The sequence below is a fragment of the Mucilaginibacter sp. genome (assembly GCF_036568825.1).
Lineage (GTDB): Bacteria > Bacteroidota > Bacteroidia > Sphingobacteriales > Sphingobacteriaceae > Mucilaginibacter.
In genome coordinates this window covers 112,917-130,745 of the sequence record NZ_DATCRU010000026.1, presented here as the reverse complement: position 1 = coordinate 130,745, position 17,829 = coordinate 112,917, and the positions used below count along the sequence as shown (strand labels likewise).

The 17,829-nt window shown below is 37.9% G+C and carries 15 protein-coding genes; 6 read left to right on the top strand and 9 right to left on the bottom strand.

All coding sequences use genetic code 11. The features are described from left to right. Positions 1-200: 200 nt before the first annotated feature. Entirely contained in the window at positions 201-1,331 is a 1,131-nt protein-coding gene (locus VIM89_RS05635; protein WP_488155159.1) for a hypothetical protein, read from the bottom strand. A gap of 192 nt (positions 1,332-1,523) precedes the next feature. Here VIM89_RS05635 and VIM89_RS05630 point away from each other — a divergent pair, with 192 nt between their 5' ends. Then, a complete protein-coding gene (locus VIM89_RS05630) occupies positions 1,524-1,778 on the top strand; it encodes a helix-turn-helix domain-containing protein (RefSeq protein WP_488155158.1) in 255 nt (84 codons plus the stop codon). 146 nt (positions 1,779-1,924) lie between these two features. On the opposite strand, the gene VIM89_RS05625 is transcribed toward VIM89_RS05630, so the two are convergent. After that, positions 1,925-2,251, bottom strand: a complete 327-nt coding sequence (locus tag VIM89_RS05625) for a hypothetical protein (RefSeq protein WP_488155157.1) — start codon at positions 2,249-2,251, stop codon at positions 1,925-1,927. 190 nt (positions 2,252-2,441) lie between these two features. On the opposite strand from VIM89_RS05625, the gene VIM89_RS05620 reads away from it, so the two are divergent. Further along, positions 2,442-2,813, top strand: coding sequence for a hypothetical protein (locus VIM89_RS05620; protein WP_488155156.1), 372 nt, complete (start codon positions 2,442-2,444; stop codon positions 2,811-2,813). A 124-nt stretch (positions 2,814-2,937) separates the two neighbouring features. On the opposite strand, the gene VIM89_RS05615 is transcribed toward VIM89_RS05620, so the two are convergent. The 7 genes from VIM89_RS05615 to VIM89_RS05585 all read right to left on the bottom strand — a co-directional run bounded on the left by VIM89_RS05615 (position 2,938) and on the right by VIM89_RS05585 (position 10,323). After that, the gene (locus VIM89_RS05615; RefSeq protein ID WP_488155155.1) at positions 2,938-5,061 is read right to left on the bottom strand and encodes a tetratricopeptide repeat protein; all 2,124 of its coding nucleotides are present in this window, start codon (positions 5,059-5,061) and stop codon (positions 2,938-2,940) included. Positions 5,062-5,179: 118 nt separating this feature from the next. Then, positions 5,180-6,172 carry a PDDEXK-like family protein gene (locus VIM89_RS05610; RefSeq protein WP_488155154.1) on the bottom strand — a complete coding sequence of 331 codons (993 nt, stop codon included), beginning with the start codon at positions 6,170-6,172 and terminating at the stop codon, positions 5,180-5,182. Positions 6,173-6,303: 131 nt separating this feature from the next. Beyond that, the gene (locus tag VIM89_RS05605) at positions 6,304-7,242 is read right to left on the bottom strand and encodes a phage/plasmid replication domain-containing protein (protein ID WP_488155153.1); all 939 of its coding nucleotides are present in this window, start codon (positions 7,240-7,242) and stop codon (positions 6,304-6,306) included. Between the two features lie 57 nt (positions 7,243-7,299). Further along, positions 7,300-7,809 (bottom strand): hypothetical protein, encoded by a 510-nt coding sequence (locus tag VIM89_RS05600; protein ID WP_488155152.1) that lies wholly within the window; start codon positions 7,807-7,809, stop codon positions 7,300-7,302. Continuing rightward, positions 7,806-8,102, bottom strand: coding sequence for a helix-turn-helix domain-containing protein (locus VIM89_RS05595; protein ID WP_488155151.1), 297 nt, complete (start codon positions 8,100-8,102; stop codon positions 7,806-7,808). The genes VIM89_RS05600 and VIM89_RS05595 overlap by 4 nt, the downstream gene beginning before the upstream one ends. A gap of 119 nt (positions 8,103-8,221) precedes the next feature. Further along, a complete protein-coding gene (locus tag VIM89_RS05590; protein ID WP_488155150.1) occupies positions 8,222-9,211 on the bottom strand; it encodes a hypothetical protein in 990 nt (329 codons plus the stop codon). Between the two features lie 56 nt (positions 9,212-9,267). Further along, the gene (locus tag VIM89_RS05585; protein WP_488155149.1) at positions 9,268-10,323 is read right to left on the bottom strand and encodes a tyrosine-type recombinase/integrase; all 1,056 of its coding nucleotides are present in this window, start codon (positions 10,321-10,323) and stop codon (positions 9,268-9,270) included. Between the two features lie 400 nt (positions 10,324-10,723). Here VIM89_RS05585 and VIM89_RS05580 point away from each other — a divergent pair, with 400 nt between their 5' ends. The 4 genes from VIM89_RS05580 (at position 10,724) to VIM89_RS05565 (ending at position 17,820) form a co-directional block, all read left to right on the top strand. Further along, positions 10,724-11,545: a hypothetical protein gene (locus tag VIM89_RS05580; protein WP_488155148.1), complete on the top strand. Its 822-nt coding sequence runs from the start codon at positions 10,724-10,726 to the stop codon at positions 11,543-11,545. An 11-nt stretch (positions 11,546-11,556) separates the two neighbouring features. After that, a complete protein-coding gene (mgtA, locus tag VIM89_RS05575; protein WP_488155147.1) occupies positions 11,557-14,100 on the top strand; it encodes a magnesium-translocating P-type ATPase in 2,544 nt (847 codons plus the stop codon). A gap of 104 nt (positions 14,101-14,204) precedes the next feature. Next, positions 14,205-15,413, top strand: a complete 1,209-nt coding sequence (locus VIM89_RS05570; protein ID WP_488155146.1) for an acetate/propionate family kinase — start codon at positions 14,205-14,207, stop codon at positions 15,411-15,413. Beyond that, on the top strand, positions 15,397-17,820 hold the full coding sequence (locus VIM89_RS05565) for a phosphoketolase family protein (RefSeq protein WP_488155145.1): 2,424 nt from the start codon (positions 15,397-15,399) through the stop codon (positions 17,818-17,820). The genes VIM89_RS05570 and VIM89_RS05565 overlap by 17 nt, the downstream gene beginning before the upstream one ends. Positions 17,821-17,829 lie beyond the last annotated feature (9 nt).

The window sequence follows — 17,829 nt, the reverse complement described above, 5'->3', positions numbered from 1 at the left end:
TAATGTACATAAAAATAATAAACCCCCATTTGTCTCGCACATTGGGGGTTTTTACCTAAACCTTATCACAATAGCAACCGAAGCGTTGCTAAGTGTTTAAAGCTACTATTTTATATAGATAGTTACAACTGGGAGTTTAACCATGTTAAACCGTGGCCTGTGTGTCAAAAATAAGATGTTTGAGTTTTATATCTATTAACCTATTTAACCTCATCAACGACTATGCTGTTTATACCATCATTCAGAAAATTTCCAAATTCATATTTTACAATATACTTCCCGTTTGGCTTGCTCTCAATTTTATCCGCTATTAAGGATTCAAGTTTTGGTAATGGAGGAAACCGCAAGTATGATATTTTACCCTTTTTAATATTCACCACTGTTATGCCCCTTACCATATCAATACTTAAATCTTTAAAAAATGCCGATTCGTGTTGAGCATCAACTTTTTTAAGTTCATATAGAGCTTGAAACTTTACAGGTATTTCAATAATTGGCAATTGTAAATGAAGTTGTTCAAATAATTTATCACTTTCGGGACCTTCAAGTAACTCGGCGTTCTCTTGAGTTTCTTCCTCATTCATGCCCGGATAATTTTCTACCAAGTGATAATTATAGACAACCTTATATTCATAATAACCTTTGAATGATTTACTAAATTCTTTAACCGATTTGTAATCGGGGAATAATATGCTATTAAAAACTACCTTTTTAAATTGCTGATCAATTGTACCCATTGATGGAAAATCTTTCACATAATTGTTATCTATTCTGCCTTTAACGGCACTTTTCAATTTAGAGTAAAATTGCTCGTATAAGTTTTGATAGTTTATTAGGTCGTAGTTTTTTGAAAGAATTGTGTCAAGTGTTTTTTGTTCCTTTATTTTAAGTGCTTCGGCTCTTTCTTGTTCTTGTTTTTCTTTATTGGTTAGCACCGGCGCTTCTTGTTTGATAGGGTAATTGGCTATAATATAATCTGTAATTACCCGTGCATTTACGGCCGTTAAACCCAGATTCTTCAAATTAAGAAACAAATAATCGCGGTCACCTCGCGTAAGGTCATAGAATGCTTGAAAAACTATTTGTCGGCTTTTTAAATCCGTTGCTACCGTTTCAAGGTAGGTTTCAGCATCTGCAATTCCGCAAACTTGCCTTTGTATAATTAGCGAAACCAAAGGTGCTTTTGCATCTGAAGGCGTCCAATATTTAAACCACCATGCTAACTGCTTTGTCGCTATAAATAATGGTTGATTAGTAGCGATTTTTCTTGTTTGGGCAGCAACCCCTAAACTATGAAAGATTAGAATTGCGATTAGTAATTTTTTGTACATACCTATTATCAGTTAATTTTTAAATAAATCTCAACCTTAAACAGAAATTGGCAACAAGAACAATAGTGAATATTAAAGTCCTCGAATTGGAAGAACTGTGATTTGGTTTAAACAAACATATAAAATTTACTACTAATTAGTATGAATTTATTAATGGTAATATAAGCAACGGGCATTACTTTATTTTACTTCATGGCAGAAGATGATAAAGGCGATAAATTGCAAGCTACACAGGAAGAATTGAAAAAGCTTGGTGATAGAATTAAAGCTTTAAGAATCAAAGCTGGATTTAGTAATTACGAATATTTTGCCTACAAACATGAAATCCCACGTGCGCAATTCGGCAGATACGAACGAGGTGAAGATTTAAGATACACAAGTCTTTTAAAGGTTATTAAAGCCTTTAATATTTCTTTACGCGAGTTTTTTAGTGAAGGGTTTGATTAAAAGATCGAATCACCCTATCTTAACAAAAGCTTCAACCAATTTTAACGGCGTTAATTCCATTATTTTAATTTCAGATCGAAAACATCGCTTTTAATAAACCAATTGAATACAACTGTTTAAAAACGTCTTTATTGGAGCCTAATATGTCAGAAGCCGAGACCGTATCCTATTAGTTGTTCGAGCCAGCGATCTTTTGTATGTTCGTTTTTGTTGGTGATGTAGATATAGTCATTCTTTAATATATCCACCATCTGGGCACTTATAGACACTAAATATAGTTGATGCCAGTGAGGACAATTCTCTTTTAAACCACACCACGCATCATCAATATTAAGATATGTAGTAGACTTTTCGGTTGCTTCACTGAAAAATTCCGAGCTCTTAATTTTAAATAAAAAAACACCATGTAATAAAACTCTTTGTAATATGATAGACCCCCCATCGCATCCTATATCTAATAATTTATCTTCCATGATTTGAATTTATTTCGAAGGTCTAACAAATTGTTAAAACATCCCCCGGTTTTTCAGCTAATGATCTTAGTAATTATTAACAAGTAAGGGATACTAATTAACATTGATGTTTAAAATATTAGGTGCTGTGTTTAGAAAACTCAAATACTCGTGATCTCTTTTCCCTTTAACTTGCACCAAAATAAATGGTATGGTATATTTAAATAGCTATCAAAAATTAAAACAGTACGCTGAAGAGCACCACACTACGGTTATTAATAAAGCTGTGGAGTTTGAAAATTTAATTACTGAGAAGGAGGGTTATATTTTTTTAGGCAACTTCGTCGGCGTTAGTACAAGTGGTTTTTCAACTTCCTCTCACAAAGACAGAGAGAGGTTTATAAACAGTTATAAATGTACTCCTGAGGTACTTGATTTTATTATTAACGCAAATATTCTCAGAGATGAATCACCTTTGAGCCTGATTACTACGCATATCTTTGGGAAGACGGAAAAAGCCATTGTTAATGATGTTTTAATCGCCCAATATGATTATGTCAAAGCCGAGTACAATTTAGTTTAGATACGTTTCGTTAAACACTTATTTCAAACCTGGGGTCATCAAATTTCTGATTGGATTTTGAAAATAATACCCGAGCTAATTGAACTTACTTCTCGATAAACAGGTCTATCTATGAAATAAATTTTCATTGTATAACTTGAGGATTCATATCAATTGCTATAGTAAATATTGTCGAGTTACCTATAGATTGTATTGGCTGAAATCCTTTACCAAATTGTTTTGTACGTCCATCGAAAACAATTAAAAATCCGACATTGGTACCGACATTATCTAAATAGTGAATTAATTGATCTTTCCCACTTAATGCATAAGTTGATGAATAACCAGCGCCCCCACATATTTTAAGTTCAACTACTACTTTAGACCCACCTCTCAATGTTATATATAAATCAATGATCCCTGCACCTGCTATTCTTTCTTGAGAAATATCTATACCATCTTTGCCAAACTTCATTTCAAGGGCATTAATTAATAGCTGTTTTCCTTCTTCCTCTGGATGTGATTTCCATTTGTATTTTCCATTTATATTTTGCCAAAAATGCATTCGGCTATTAGAAGAAACAGATTTAGAAAAATGCTCCAATGCAAATTGAAAATCTTCGAGTAAAATAGGAGAAACGAGTGTGTCATTTTGTGGTTTGGGCATATTTAATTTAAGGTTTGTATCCTTATTTAAACATAAATCGATAAAATGCTTTATATCAACATTTTTAATTTGTCCATGCTGGGCTTTTCTAAAATAATCAAATGCTTGTTGATAATCTCCACATTCAAAAAATGAACGACCATAGGCATAACACAATACAGGTGTTTCACCCAAAGCATCGATTCTATCTTTAAAAAAAGTCAGAGATTTAGTCCACAATTTTTCTTTCCACATTATCGCACCACAATTTTGAATTGCGTGATGATAATAAGGGTTGTAACTAAGACACTTTTCATAATTTAATATAGCTTCGTTAGTTTGTTTATTTTCCAAATAAGTGTCGCCAATGACCGAGTACAGTAATGCATAGTGAGAATTGTCAAATATCTTGTCATTCAAAATTGCGTTGGCCTTATCCAACCATTCAATTTTTGCTATAAATGGTATAGTATTGATTTTCCCGTTATGAAGATATATACTAAATAAAAAAAGTTCGTTGCCCGAATTAGTGACCTGTTGTAAAAGTTCACCATCAATGATTAAATTCGTATTTATATATGATAATATTTTTTGCTGTAACTTAAATTCTTCACTGGTTATTAGAGGTGTAATATTGTCAAGCAATTTTTCATAGTAAGCAGATTTAACTTTATATTTAAGTTTATCGGCAATTGTTTTTGCCAAGAAAAAGCAAGAATGTTTTTCATGTTCGTTACCTACTAAATTGATTCTCAATTTGCAAGCAATTTCAATGGCAGTAAAAGCGTCCTTTAAACTATTTAAAGAGTGTAAATACAGGGCTTTTCTGTGATATAAACCTGCAGAAACTTCTTTATTTATACCATTGCCACCATTATATATTCCGATTGCCCTATCGATCAATCTTAGTGCTTCATGTGGATTACTCTTTTCATACGTACTTGAAACATACATAATATCTTTAATCGCTTCATTTTTATTCCCAGCCTCCAAGAATTTATCCGCAGCTTGTAAGTGATTAAAAATCTCATCATCAGGGTACGCAGAAATTAAACTAAGTCCTCGGAATGCGAAAGCTATATCGATAACTTCGGTATGATTTGAAAGTGTAATTTGTTTATAGTATGTATTGGCGACATTAAACTTTTTGTTTTGAGCAGCGGCATTTGCTTTTGCTAAAAGTAACCCCTGTTTAAAAGCCGGCTCTAATTCACTTTCATATTCTAAAATAAATTGATCAATTTTATGTTCAATTTTTCCTATGACACTCTCCTGATGAGCAACAACTATTAAAATTTCCCAATACTGCTTCCTTTGTTCCCGATTTAGAACGTCATCATTTAGTAATAATAGATCATTTATTAACGGACTCTTATTAATAAGTATCGAATTCGAATGTTTTATTAACAACTCAAATGCCTCCAGATATTTTCCAGGGATTATTAATTGTTTGAATTCCTGTATCCAGCTAACGGAATTTAATAAAGCTTGCTTAATCGAATTACTGATTTTAACATTGACTGCATTAATTTCATCATTGAAAGCATCCTCTTTTGTTGTAACACCTACAACATTTGAGCTAATCAGATCTATCTCAAATTTTATCTTGTTTTTTTTCCCCATTTGAAAGGAATTTAGATACATTTATTTTTTATAGACTTTCATCATTTTTTTTGTAGATCGGCGTTTATAACTGATTTAAACATTTTCTTACTGATGATAAGCCCTTTTTTAAGGTATGTTACAAATTATGAGATCGCTGTTTTGATTTGTCTCTCGCTTCCCCAATTGTTTCCGAGGTTAATAGAAGGTCGAGCATTGCCCACACACGCATACTGCGCGTAACTTGCTTCCCTGTTTTAACTACCTTATTCGGCCTAATTGCCTGACCTAAAGTGTAGAGGTAATGAGGTGACCAGTTCGCGTCTGGAATCTCTTTAAAATGTGCATTAGGATTAGTCATTACTTCATAATTATCGATGTGATGAATACTTTGCAATCTACCGTTGTACCTAAAAGCAATATAATTCGGGGGTTCTTTAGGCCATCCACCCTTTGTACCACCTACAGGATGGAAATATCTACTGTATTTGGTCACAACGTCCTGCCAATTGAACTTCCATTGAGGCGGGGGTACATTACCTAATGACACAACATATACCCAGTTACTATCTACTTTTTGCATTGTACTAATTTTATCTAAGTAATCAATTAGTTGATTTAAAAGGTACTTTTCATTTAGCTTTCGAGTGTTTAGCGCCTGTTTTGCAATATGAGCTAAACTCCTCCACGAAATCACTGTGATATTCTCCCCTGAACTTATAATAGGTTTAAAATGAGATCTCACATAAGCAAGAGTGCTTTCATTGAATACAACAATTTGCCTATAATGAGCTAATGATTTAGAGTAACTTAGTCTACCAGCATATTTGTTTAACTGATAATCTGTCGGAAAATTCCAACCTCGCTTAGCTTCAACAATAATGTGAAATTTGCCTTCCTGTACTATTTCAAAATCAGTGAAACCGCTTTTATGCTCATGTTGTTGAAGTCTAATTTTAGTCAGATTCGGTTGAAAATCGATGTCATTATTAAGCTCCTTGAGAAAGAGCTTTAAAAACGTTTCACACCTACTAAATAAAAATCCAACAGCGTAGGAAATATCATTCTCTTTTTGACCTAATAATTCAAATACGCTGCTAACATTTTGATTATAAATTGATAGTTCAGGCATTTCCGAAGATAACATTATTTGAGCACTTGACAAGGCTCAGTTTTTAATACTTGTTTTATTGGATCTAAGCGAAGAAAGCCACCTTACGGCAGCTTTCCTTCATTTTTCATCGATCGACGCTTATAACCGATCTAAATACCCAATCTCACCAAGTCCAAAACTTTCGTGTTAATCTCGTCGATAAAGGGGTTCACGAGTTGTCTGCTTTTGATTCTACCCAGACTACGAACCTTACGTCTGATAGAAAGGTATTGCTGAGTAGTATGGAACACCTTACGCAACCTGGCCTGTTTAACTAAAGACATTACAGCTGCTTGACCACCCAATGCCTGCACACCTTTGTAGGTAATTTGATCGCAGAATTGTTTAGGGTTACGGTAAACGTCATCGTCGAACACGGGAACAGCATCATACTTATCAATCTTATCATACTCAGCGGCCCACGTGGACACTAAACTCCGATACGCGGCAGGTTCACATAACTTACCTAATGTCACTTCTGCCATTTGGTATCGTTTGCAGATATTCTTATGCCCGTAGTCCCTAACCTCAAATCGCAGTAAGTTATTTGATATAAGATTAACAGGAAGAGTTTCAAGATTATCAATCACGTCTTTGGTCTTATCGTAGAATACACGTTCACTGGTTGTATTCCGATAATAAAGGCCATAACCTTGTTCCAATCGATGCATGTACTTCCGTTCACCATAATAATCAAAATATGAACTTGGAGAATGTTCTACGCTTATATTCTGGGCTAAGTCCAGTCGGTTGATTTTTGCCTCGCAAAATGGCAGTCCGGTTATTTCACATAATTCAGTGACCGCCAAATTGAAGGTCTCGTGAGTCAACGACTGAATATTGTTACCAAAGTAGAATTTTGATAGACTACCGCAAATTTTTATTCGGTGCTCACTTACTGTTAGTAACATATTCCTGATTCCACCCTTGAACGTGGTCTTACCAGTATTGAAGTTTGTGTGCTTACTCTGCATTGTTTCCAGAAAGGATTGCAGTTTATTTAGGTAGTTATTATTGATGTATAATGTTGCGTTAATTGTATCTAACATAATGTTGCTTTATTAAAAAGGTTACCATTTTGATTACTTTTTCCCATTTATATATATCTAAACCTGAGAGGTAGTCTTTAGGAGTTTGGACATACTGATCACTAAACAAGAAATCTTCAAGCTGCTCTCCCCTTTATTGTACTTCTCCCAATATTCCAGCATGTGTTCAGGGGTCCCTTCGTAAATGTAGATCTGAAAGGATCTTTCTCTTGAGACGATAAAGTAATTAAGGTTGGTATAGTTTATAATTCCAACGAAATATTTAGTATGGCCTTTGGGGTAAAGATCAAATTCCCTGCTCTTCCCAGTATCTTCGTTAGTAGCTGTGATCGAATAATAGTTCCACCATTGCTTTCTGTACTTGCGCCACACCGTCTTTATATACCAACGCTTGTTTAAGGTGATCATTTCATCAAAAATTGTTTGTTCACCGGCTCTTTCGACCACAACACACTCTTCCAATTTATTCTCAAAATTGACGCGTTTGATGTTATAATATGCTACGGGCCTTACATCGTACTCGTAAGGCTTTGGTGTTAGCACCTCCTTTTTTTGTTGCTCAATCATAACATACCTCCTATCCTACTGGGCCTTAAGGTCACGTAATTAGCAGCTGCAATATCGATTTCATCATCAGTTGACACCGGATTACTCAGAAGCCACTTATCAATAGCAGCTTTATCGAAGAATAGTGTTTTCCCGTTTGGACAGCTAAAGGGAATTTTTCGAGAACTGGTTAACTTGTACAAGCAGCTCTTACTTAAACCTGTGTACCGGCTTAGTTCAGCCAGTGTGAGGACGGATTTTTGGGCACCATACAGGTCCTCTATCCTTTCTAATAATGTTTTAAATTCTGACATCTTAATTTTTTAAGTTAATAGGCCGTCGACTGCCCGTTCCTTGTGAATCACGATGCCAAAAGTCGGTAGAGTGCTAAATCTACGAAGTATGGATACAGTATGGATATAGTACGGGAATACTATTTAAGATTATGAACATCTTTTAATAATTGTATTAATTCTTCGGTTCCGCGATTAACCTCCGATTTCAGATTTTTTTTATTGTTTTCGACCCGTTTGGGATCAAAAGTTTGGCCGTCTTCGTCTAAAAAATTATCACAAATCATTTTTACAGCACTACCGTTGGTTTTTATACGAAGCAATTTCGGTTCTTCATCAAATTTGAGTGGAATCTCCTTCCCTTTGAATAAGATTAACAAACCAACAGCCGATTTTCGCCATCGCAGTTTTTCAGGCGGCGGTTCAGATGTAAAATATTTTGAAAATTTGTCGAGGGAAATGTCTTCAATATAGATTTTATTCAATGCATCATGCATCATTTTTATTACTTCATCATTTTTATCGCCGTAGTCAAGTATCATATATTCTCTATGTGATGATGATATTTTCGAAAACCGTTCATATGACAGAGACACTTGTTCAAATTTATCATATTTCAAAAGTTGTGGATCGTAAAACGGGTATAGCCAATAAAACTGTTCTTCCAACCACTTGAATACTTGAATAAATTCAAATAATATCGCTTTGTAAAATTCTGCATCTGATAATGTCGCTGGGCGGTGGGTCAAATCTTCTACTAAAGCCTGGGCTTCCTCAACATCATCAAAATATTCATCAATTTCTTTTGGAAATTGCGAGTTTAAATATCTAAAGCATTTAAAAAAAACAGCCTTAGCATATTCAAAATATCCCATGTGATTGTTTACCGAATTATATTTAATTTCAGTATCAAATTCACCGATCTCATAGTGATTTAAAACCTTATCGGTTAATCGTGAAATCGGAAGCTCTAACCATCGGCCTGCATTCCAGCTATCCCGCAGTTTAAGAAATTGGGTATTATCGTCTGTCAAACCTGAATAAATCGAGGAAACATTGGTGATAATATTTTGGTGAAGTTTGAAATCGGTTTCAATACTCTCAAGAAATGAGATAACAGGCTTACTCAAGGATTATGATTATTAGCCCCTAATATAAACAACAGAAATTAGTTGGAAGTAAAATATCACAGGTGTATTTCAGGCAGATTATTAATAGCTTGTTCTTTTCTTGAATTAGCTATGTGCAGATACCTTTCAGTATACTTCATACTGGTATGACCTAATAATCCTGATGCAGTTTTTGCATCAGTCCCATAATATAGGAGGTTAGACCCAAACGAGTGTCGGGCACAGTGCCAGGTTATCTTCTTAGTAATCTTCGCATCATTAACCCAATTTCTTAAATGTTTCAAGCAAGCTGTGTGAGAAGGAAGACTAAATACCAAATCTTTATTGAGAGCCCTCGTACCTAAAAGCCTAATTGCGGTACTATTAAGGTTAATTAAAGCAGGGACATTTGTTTTTTGTTGAGTTATTTTCATCATGTCACCATGAATATTTTCCCATTTCAAGTTTGAAATATCGCAGAACCTTAATCCAGTTACACAAGAAAATAAAAAGGCCTTTTTTACTTCTGGATTTGAACAGTCTGTGTTTGCAAGAACTTGTATCTCCTCTGCAGTCAGTATATCTTTTTTGATATTGTCGTTCTTTTTATTGACTATATACAAAGCGGGGTTATCGATGAATACCTTTTCTTTATGAGCCTGCCGGATCACTTTTTTTAATTTACTGAAATAGTTTGCTGGTGTCTCTCCCTTTAATCTACTTTCTAAAAACTCTTTGAATTTGAGCAACAAATCTTCGGTTACTTCTGCAGGTTTCAAATATTCGACGTTTACAAATTCCTTAAAATATTTGAAAGCACCCTGAACTAATCTGAAATCCTTTTTAGTATAGTTTTTTGCAAAAGTTTCGAAATACAATAAGAAGTTAACTTTTTGTTTATGACGCGGCACGTAATCACTCCCACTACTATTGATCTGTATTTCCCTTTTTGCTCTGATAGTTTCAGCAAGCTTTAAATTGTCTTTATTTAACTGTGTCTCTAATGGGGTGCGTGGCTTTTTAAAAATATGAATCTTAAGAAAGTCATATATTCTTTCTGAATTTTCGTAGATGTCCAAATACAGACTGTACTTGTTACCTGATATACTTTTCTTTCTAAGCTTTACACTCATTGCGAATTTTTAGTAAAAGTAATTAAAAAAAATATCGGGTAACAAATAAGTAACAAAAAAATATAAAACAAAGGAAACAAAGATTATCGAAAATGCTGCCTTTTGGCTATTTATAAGGCATTTTATTTGCCGATGATTGCCGATATTTTCATGTTGTGTTCCCCTACGGGCTACCATAAGGGAAAGGTCATCGAAAGATGGCCTTTTTTCGTTTTGAAGCTCCTATAAGTCCTTGTTTAAATGTAAAAGTTGAACAAATTGATAGATCAAAAATCTTTTCAATCATTTAAATAAATATAATAGGTGTTATTTATCACATTTATTGATGACTTACATCATTCTTATTTACATCCTATTTTGCCAGTTTTAAAAAAAATTCACATCGAATTTAAAGCTGGCTATGAGAACGATACTTGTATTTAACGACGGCTCAACGGAAGCTGCAAATGCAGAACAATTTGCTGTGGCAATTGCCCAAAGGGGCAAAGCCGATTTATTAGTTTTGAACCTTGTTAAAAAAGAAAAACTCAAAACTTCAAAAAATCTGGTTACAGCCGGGGCTAAAGTAAATGCAAGCATAAATTTTCATGAAATCTCTGCAGCAGCGCCTGTTAATTTAAACGACGACTTTAAACCGGTACGATGGTACGTCGATGCCAGCAACTACTCGGAAAAGGACATCAGAGAATTAGTGATTAGAAAAGATATTTGGTTAATGATTAAGGGAATCGAAACGCATATTACCCATGAATTGCTATGTGAAGTAAACATTCAATCAATTATTAATCACGTGGGTTGTCCATTATTGTTAGTACCAGATAATTATAAAAAGAGGAGTTTTGAAAACATAGCTTATGCTGTAGATATGCGCTATTGCAGAAAAGCTATGCTGAAATTCCTTATTGAATTTGCAAGGAACTACAGCGCTAACCTCATCATGGAGCATCTTTCAGCAAAAGACCTGCCACCTTTGGATGATAAATATGCGATGTCACTATTTGAGAATGAACTATCCACTCAGGCCAGGTATCAAAGAATTTACTTCAACAATATAAAAGAGCGTAATGTAAATGTTGCAATTGGGGTTATAATCAATAATCTAAAGGCAGATTTATTAGCTTTGGCTAATCACCGGTTTCATTTTGAGGAAATATTCGGCAGATCGATCAAAACCTGTATGCCCGAACAGGTTCCGGTGCCTGTCATGGTGTTTCCTTCATAATATATTTCGTTTTGAATAATTTAAAAATTGACGACTTATCACACTTCTGGCACTTGTCTGTCGATGATGCTTTGCATAGATTATCTTGCTGTCTTAATGGCCTTACCGATAAAGAGGCAAATGAACGCCTAAAGCAATATGGTCCCAATACTATTAAATCGAAAAAGAGGGTTTCGACAGTAGTACTTTTCTTATCGCAATTTAAAAGCCCTATCACATTATTGCTTATTGCTGCTGCTTTGTTATCGGCTGCGTTAGGTGATGTCACAGACACCGTCATCATCCTGGTTATCGTGCTGATCAGCAGCATGCTCAGCTTCTGGCAGGAAAAAGGCGCTGCTAATGCGGTTGATGAATTACTGAAACTTGTTCAACTCAATTGTACCGTTTTGCGCGATAGCGGAAAGAAAGAAATACCAATGGAGCAAATCGTCCCCGGTGACATCGTTTACCTCACTGCCGGCGACATTATTCCTGGTGATAGCCTGATCATCGAGTCGCAGGAAATATTTGTTGATGAAGCAGCTTTTACCGGCGAAACCTACCCGGTTGAGAAAAGTAGTTGCATACTGCCTGCCGACCTACAGCTTTCCAAACGCAGTAATTCGCTGTTTATGGGGTCGCATGTTATAAGTGGCAAAGCCACTGCGCTGGTTATAAAAACAGGACGGCAAACCGAATTTGGTAAAATATCTTCCGACCTGCAGCATAAAGCGCCCGAAACTGATTTTGAGCGGGGCATACGGAAATTTGGTTATATGTTGATGGAAGTGACGCTGCTACTGGTCTTCGTCATATTTGCTGTAAATGTTTATTTGCACAAGCCTGTTTTAGATTCATTCCTTTTCTCGCTGGCATTAGCTGTTGGCCTCACACCCCAGCTTTTACCTGCCATTATCAGCGTGAATCTTTCGACAGGAGCCAGACGGATGGCCCGTAAGCAGGTAATTGTAAAACGGCTGTCATCGATAGAAAATTTCGGGAGCATGAATATCCTGTGTTCGGATAAAACAGGAACAATCACCGAGGGGAAAGTCAAACTAAAAGATGCACTTGATATTGATGGAAATCATAATGATAAAGTATTACAATACGCCTGGCTGAACGCCTCATTACAGCAGGGATTTCATAACCCGATAGATGCAGCCATTTGTCAATCTCACCAGCAGAAATCAGGAACGTTTATAGCTATCACTGAAGTACCATATGACTTTAATCGCAAGTGCCTCACGGTTCAGGTAACTAATGGCATCGAAACTATAGCCATCACAAAGGGGGCTTTAAATGCGATATTGAACATCTGCAATAAAATTGAGACCTCAAAAGGTATAAAGAATTTAGCTGACTATAATAAGCAAATCGACGAACAATACCAGCAGTTGAGCAGTTCTGGATTCCGCACACTCGGCGTGGCTTATAAGAATACAGATAAAGAATACAAGGTTACAAGAGAAGATGAACAAAATATGATATTCCTTGGCTTTATTGCTATGTTTGATCCACCCAAAGCCGAAATTGATGCCACGATTGTGAAACTGAATGAATTAGGCGTCAGCTTAAAAATCATTACAGGTGATAATGCCCTAGTTGCTAAAAGCCTGGCTTTGCACGTTGGGTTGATTGACCCTAATATCCTCACCGGTACCCAACTGCATAAAATGAGTAATGTGGCGCTAATTCATAAAGCGAAGAGTGTTGACATATTTGCAGAAGTGGAGCCTGATCAAAAGGAGCGCATCATCGCTATTTTGAAAAGATCTGGTTGTGTGGTGGGTTTTATGGGTGATGGAATTAATGACGCACCTGCCCTGCATATAGCTGATGTCGGTATCTCAGTTAACACAGCAGTCGATGTTGCAAAAGAAGCTGCTGATATCGTTCTATTGAGCAATAGTCTTGATGTGCTGGTAGATGGAATCGTGGAAGGCCGAAAAACTTTTACTAACACCATGAAGTATATTTTTATGGCTACAAGCGCCAATTTTGGCAACATGTTCAGCATGGCCGGCGCATCACTGTTGATGCCATTCTTACCGTTGCTACCAAAGCAAATATTACTCACCAATCTGCTGACCGATTTCCCCGAAATGGCTATTGCTACTGATAAGGTCGACGATATTAACGTGCAGTCCCCCCAACGATGGGATTTGAGTTTTATTCGACGGTTTATGGTGATCTTTGGTCTGCTGAGTTCTGTATTTGATTATCTCACTTTCGGCCTGTTGTTGTTTATCATGCATTCAAAAGAGAAAGCTTTTCAAACCGGATGGTTTACCGAATCGGTTATCTCTGCTATCCTGATCGTGCTGGTGGTGCGTACCCGGCTGCCATTTTTCAAAAGTCTCCCGGGCAAATTATTATCCGTTGCTACTATCTTAGTGCTTGTATTTGTTCTGCTTATTCCCGCATTGCCGCTGGCAAACTGGCTAGGCTTTACCTCTCTCCCATTACAATATTATTGGTGGATGCTGCTCATCGTAGCTCTTTATCTTTTCTCAGCTGAACTGGCCAAAAGATGGTTCTACCACAGTCTTAAAAAGAGGGCAAGAAAGTGACCAAAAGCATTTTTTGTATTGTCTGCCGTCATTCGCCCGGTTTGTTAATTCCCTGAGTTTTGTGAAGCGAAGATCAAAAGATATTCGCCTGCAAAAATTCAAACATGAAACGTCAGGAGAAATTTATTCTAACCTTAAACTGCGGTTCTTCCAGTTTAAAATTTAGCTTATACGATGCAGATTCCCTTGCCCTTGAACTCTCGGGTGCAATAACTCATATAGCCACAACGGTAGGAACATTCAGGATAAAGGACAAAAATGACAAGCTTCTGAAGAATGACCTGAAATTTTACAACAGCGCATGTGCCGCTGTTAAAGAGGTTTTAAATTGGCTGAAAATCAATCAGCCTAAATATCCTCTGGCCGCCATCGGGCATAGATTGGTGCTTGGTGGACCGCATAGACATGATACAGAGATTGTTACTAACGAGCTCATTACAGAGTTAAACAATTATATCTACCTGGCACCCAATCATCTGCCTGAACAGATAACTGCAATAAAATTATTTAGAGATGCCTTTGATGGGTTACCCCATGTAGTTTGCTACGATACCGCTTTTCATGCAGATATGCCCAACTGTGCTAAATATTACCCTTTGCCTTTGATCTACAAAAAGGAAGGTTTGATGCGTTACGGATTTCACGGCCTATCATACGAGTATGTTTTGAGTAAGCTTACTGATGTTCAGGCGGATAAGAAAAAGATCATTATCGCACACCTGGGGAGTGGGTCGAGCATGGCAGCTGTAAAGAATGGTAAAAGCGTAGATACCACAATGGGCGTAAGCACAATGGGTGGCCTGGTAATGAGCACCAGGTCGGGCGATCTGGATCCGGGGGTGGTACTTTTTCTTTTAAAACACACTAACATGTGCGTGTCTGATATGGATGAATTATTGAGCCGGCATGCAGGGCTTAAGGCTATTGCCGGCACGGGCGATATGCAGGAATTGCTGAGGAACGAACCAACAGACGCAAAAGCAACTGAAGCTATCGATCTTTTTTGCTACCAGGCTAAAAAGTATATCGGCGCTTTTGCTGCCGCTATGGGTGGATTGGACATGTTGATATTCACTGGTGGTATTGGTGAAAATTCGGCAGCCATACGCGAACGCATTTGTGAGGGATTAGAATTCCTGGGTATATTCATCTACGACAAGTCGAACCATGAGAATAACCGGGTAATATCAGCCATCGACAGCAGGGTAACTGTAGAAGTGATCCCTACGAATGAAGAATGGATGATAGCAAGCCATACGCAACAACTTATCAGTAAAGAACTTATCCTTCAAGATCATGAAAAATCTATCTGAAAAAGAATTAGAGCTGATCAATGCTTATTGGATGGCAACCAACTACCTGGCTGCCGGTCAGATTTATTTGCAGGACAACCCCTTGCTCAAGGAGCCTTTAACACCCGAACACATCAAGCCACGTCTCTTAGGGCATTGGGGCACTTCGCCGGGTTTGAACCTCATCTACGTACACCTGAACAGGCTGATCAATGACACAGGAGCGGATGTACTTTACATCTGCGGTCCAGGGCATGGCGCACCGGCAATTGTAGCAAATACCTATCTTGAAGGCACCTATTCAGAAATATATCCTTCGATAACGGAAAATGAGGCAGGCATCAAACATTTATTCCGCCAGTTTTCAACGCCGGGCGGAGTACCCAGCCACGTAAGCGCTCATACGCCGGGATCGATGCACGAAGGTGGCGAATTGGGTTATTCGCTCGTCCATGCTTTTGGGGCCGTTTTTGATAACCCTGATCTGATAGCGGCTTGTGTGATCGGTGATGGCGAAGCCGAAACTGCTCCCCTGGCCGGGAGCTGGGAATCAGTAGCATTTCTGAACCCGGCCCGTGATGGCGCTGTATTGCCTATTCTGCACCTGAATGGTTACAAAATATCGGGGCCGACAGTTTTGGCCCGCATGTCAGACGATGACTTGTTTAGATTGTTTACCAGTTACGGTTATGATGTACGTTTTGTTGAGGGTAGTGATCCAATGTACGTACACGAGGTAATGTCCTGGGCTTTGGATGATGCTTATTGTAAAATTAAAGCAATACAACATGCCGCCAGGGAGGAAGAAGGGTCATCAAGATGTATTAAATGGCCGATGATCATCCTGCGCACACCAAAAGGCTGGACAGGCCCGAAAGAGTGGAATGGCATTCCGATAGAGGGCACATTCAGGGCGCACCAGGTGCCGCTTGCGGGAGTAAAAGAAGACCCTGCCAAATTAAAGCTCTTGGAGCAATGGATGCGCAGTTATCATCCTGAAGATTTGTTTGACGAGAATGGTAAATTAATTCCTGAATTAAAGGCACTGGCACCTAAAGGCGACAAACGCATGAGTGCTTTGCCTTATGCTAACGGAGGCTTGTTGCTGAAAGACCTGGTGTTGCCGGACTTTAAAGATTATGCACTCGAAGTACTTGAACCTGGTGTGAAAGAAGCCGAAAGTACCCGCAACCTGGGGCACTATTTACGCGATGTATTTAAGCTGAATGACGAAAATAAAAACTTTCGGTTGTTTTGCCCGGATGAAACAAGCTCCAACCGTCTTGAATCAGTTTTTGAAGTGACCAATCGTTGCTTCATGGAGCAAATCGAAATCAAAGACGATTGCCTGTCACCCGATGGACGCGTGATGGAGGTATTAAGTGAGCATTTGTGCGAAGGCTGGCTCGAAGGGTATCTGCTTACAGGCAGGCATGGATTGTTCCCTTGCTATGAAGCATTTATTACCATCGTAGATTCTATGTTTAGTCAATATGCTAAATGGATAAAAACCGCCCGCGAACTGCCATGGCGCAAACCAGTAGCGTCATTAAACTACCTGTTAACGTCGCATGCCTGGCGACAGGACCATAACGGTTACAGTCACCAGGGACCTGGTTTTATTGATACTGTAGTGAATAAGAAAAGCTCGATGGTACGGATTTATCTTCCTCCTGATGCCAATACCCTGCTATCGGTAACCGATCACTGTCTGCGCAGCAAAAATTATGTAAACCTGATCGTTGCCGGCAAACAGCCGGAGCTACAATGGCTGAATATGGACGAGGCTGTAGAGCATTGTGAAAAAGGAGCTTCGGTATGGAAATGGGCAAGCACAGATCATGGCCGCGAACCCGATGTGGTATTGGCATGCGCAGGGGACGTACCGACTTTAGAAACTATTGCGGCCGCGTGGTTGTTAAAACACCACCTGCCTGAGTTAAAGGTCCGGGTCGTCAACGTGATCGACCTGATGTCATTATCTCCTCAGCAATATCATCCACACGGAATGAGTAATGAACAATTTCATGAATTGTTTACTGATGCCGCCCCTGTCATCTTTGCATTTCACGGTTATGTGCGTATCATCCACGACCTTGTTCATGGCCGGCCTTATCCTGCCCGTTTTCATGTGAGGGGCTTTATGGAAGAAGGCACTACCACAACGCCTTTTGATATGACTGTACTTAATCAAATGAGCCGCTATCACTTGGCAATCGAGGCAGTAAAAAGAGTATATCAAATGCATAATGGCATTGGTGCATTGATTGCTTATTGCCAGGAAAAACTGAAACAGCATCACGATTACATCTGCACTAACCTGGACGATATGCCTGAAATAAAAAACTGGAACTGGAAAAGCGAACCTGAGACAATTATCTCCAACCCACTTTTGTCCCAATTATCTGAGCAATTAGGTTTGGAGTGATGAAGATCA

Bases quoted from the DNA above. Each gene is read 5' to 3' on its own strand.
- VIM89_RS05570 (WP_488155146.1), top strand. From the start codon at position 14,205: ATGAAACGTCAGGAGAAATTTATTCTAACCTTAAACTGCGGTTCTTCC.
- VIM89_RS05610 (WP_488155154.1), bottom strand. From the start codon at position 6,172: ATGCCTGAACTATCAATTTATAATCAAAATGTTAGCAGCGTATTTGAA.
- VIM89_RS05605 (WP_488155153.1), bottom strand. From the start codon at position 7,242: ATGTTAGATACAATTAACGCAACATTATACATCAATAATAACTACCTA.
- VIM89_RS05620 (WP_488155156.1), top strand. From the start codon at position 2,442: ATGGTATATTTAAATAGCTATCAAAAATTAAAACAGTACGCTGAAGAG.
- VIM89_RS05585 (WP_488155149.1), bottom strand. From the start codon at position 10,323: ATGAGTGTAAAGCTTAGAAAGAAAAGTATATCAGGTAACAAGTACAGT.
- VIM89_RS05615 (WP_488155155.1), bottom strand. From the start codon at position 5,061: ATGGGGAAAAAAAACAAGATAAAATTTGAGATAGATCTGATTAGCTCA.
- VIM89_RS05580 (WP_488155148.1), top strand. From the start codon at position 10,724: ATGAGAACGATACTTGTATTTAACGACGGCTCAACGGAAGCTGCAAAT.
- VIM89_RS05630 (WP_488155158.1), top strand. From the start codon at position 1,524: ATGGCAGAAGATGATAAAGGCGATAAATTGCAAGCTACACAGGAAGAA.
- VIM89_RS05635 (WP_488155159.1), bottom strand. From the start codon at position 1,331: ATGTACAAAAAATTACTAATCGCAATTCTAATCTTTCATAGTTTAGGG.
- VIM89_RS05600 (WP_488155152.1), bottom strand. From the start codon at position 7,809: ATGATTGAGCAACAAAAAAAGGAGGTGCTAACACCAAAGCCTTACGAG.
- VIM89_RS05565 (WP_488155145.1), top strand. From the start codon at position 15,397: ATGAAAAATCTATCTGAAAAAGAATTAGAGCTGATCAATGCTTATTGG.
- VIM89_RS05625 (WP_488155157.1), bottom strand. From the start codon at position 2,251: ATGGAAGATAAATTATTAGATATAGGATGCGATGGGGGGTCTATCATA.
- VIM89_RS05595 (WP_488155151.1), bottom strand. From the start codon at position 8,102: ATGTCAGAATTTAAAACATTATTAGAAAGGATAGAGGACCTGTATGGT.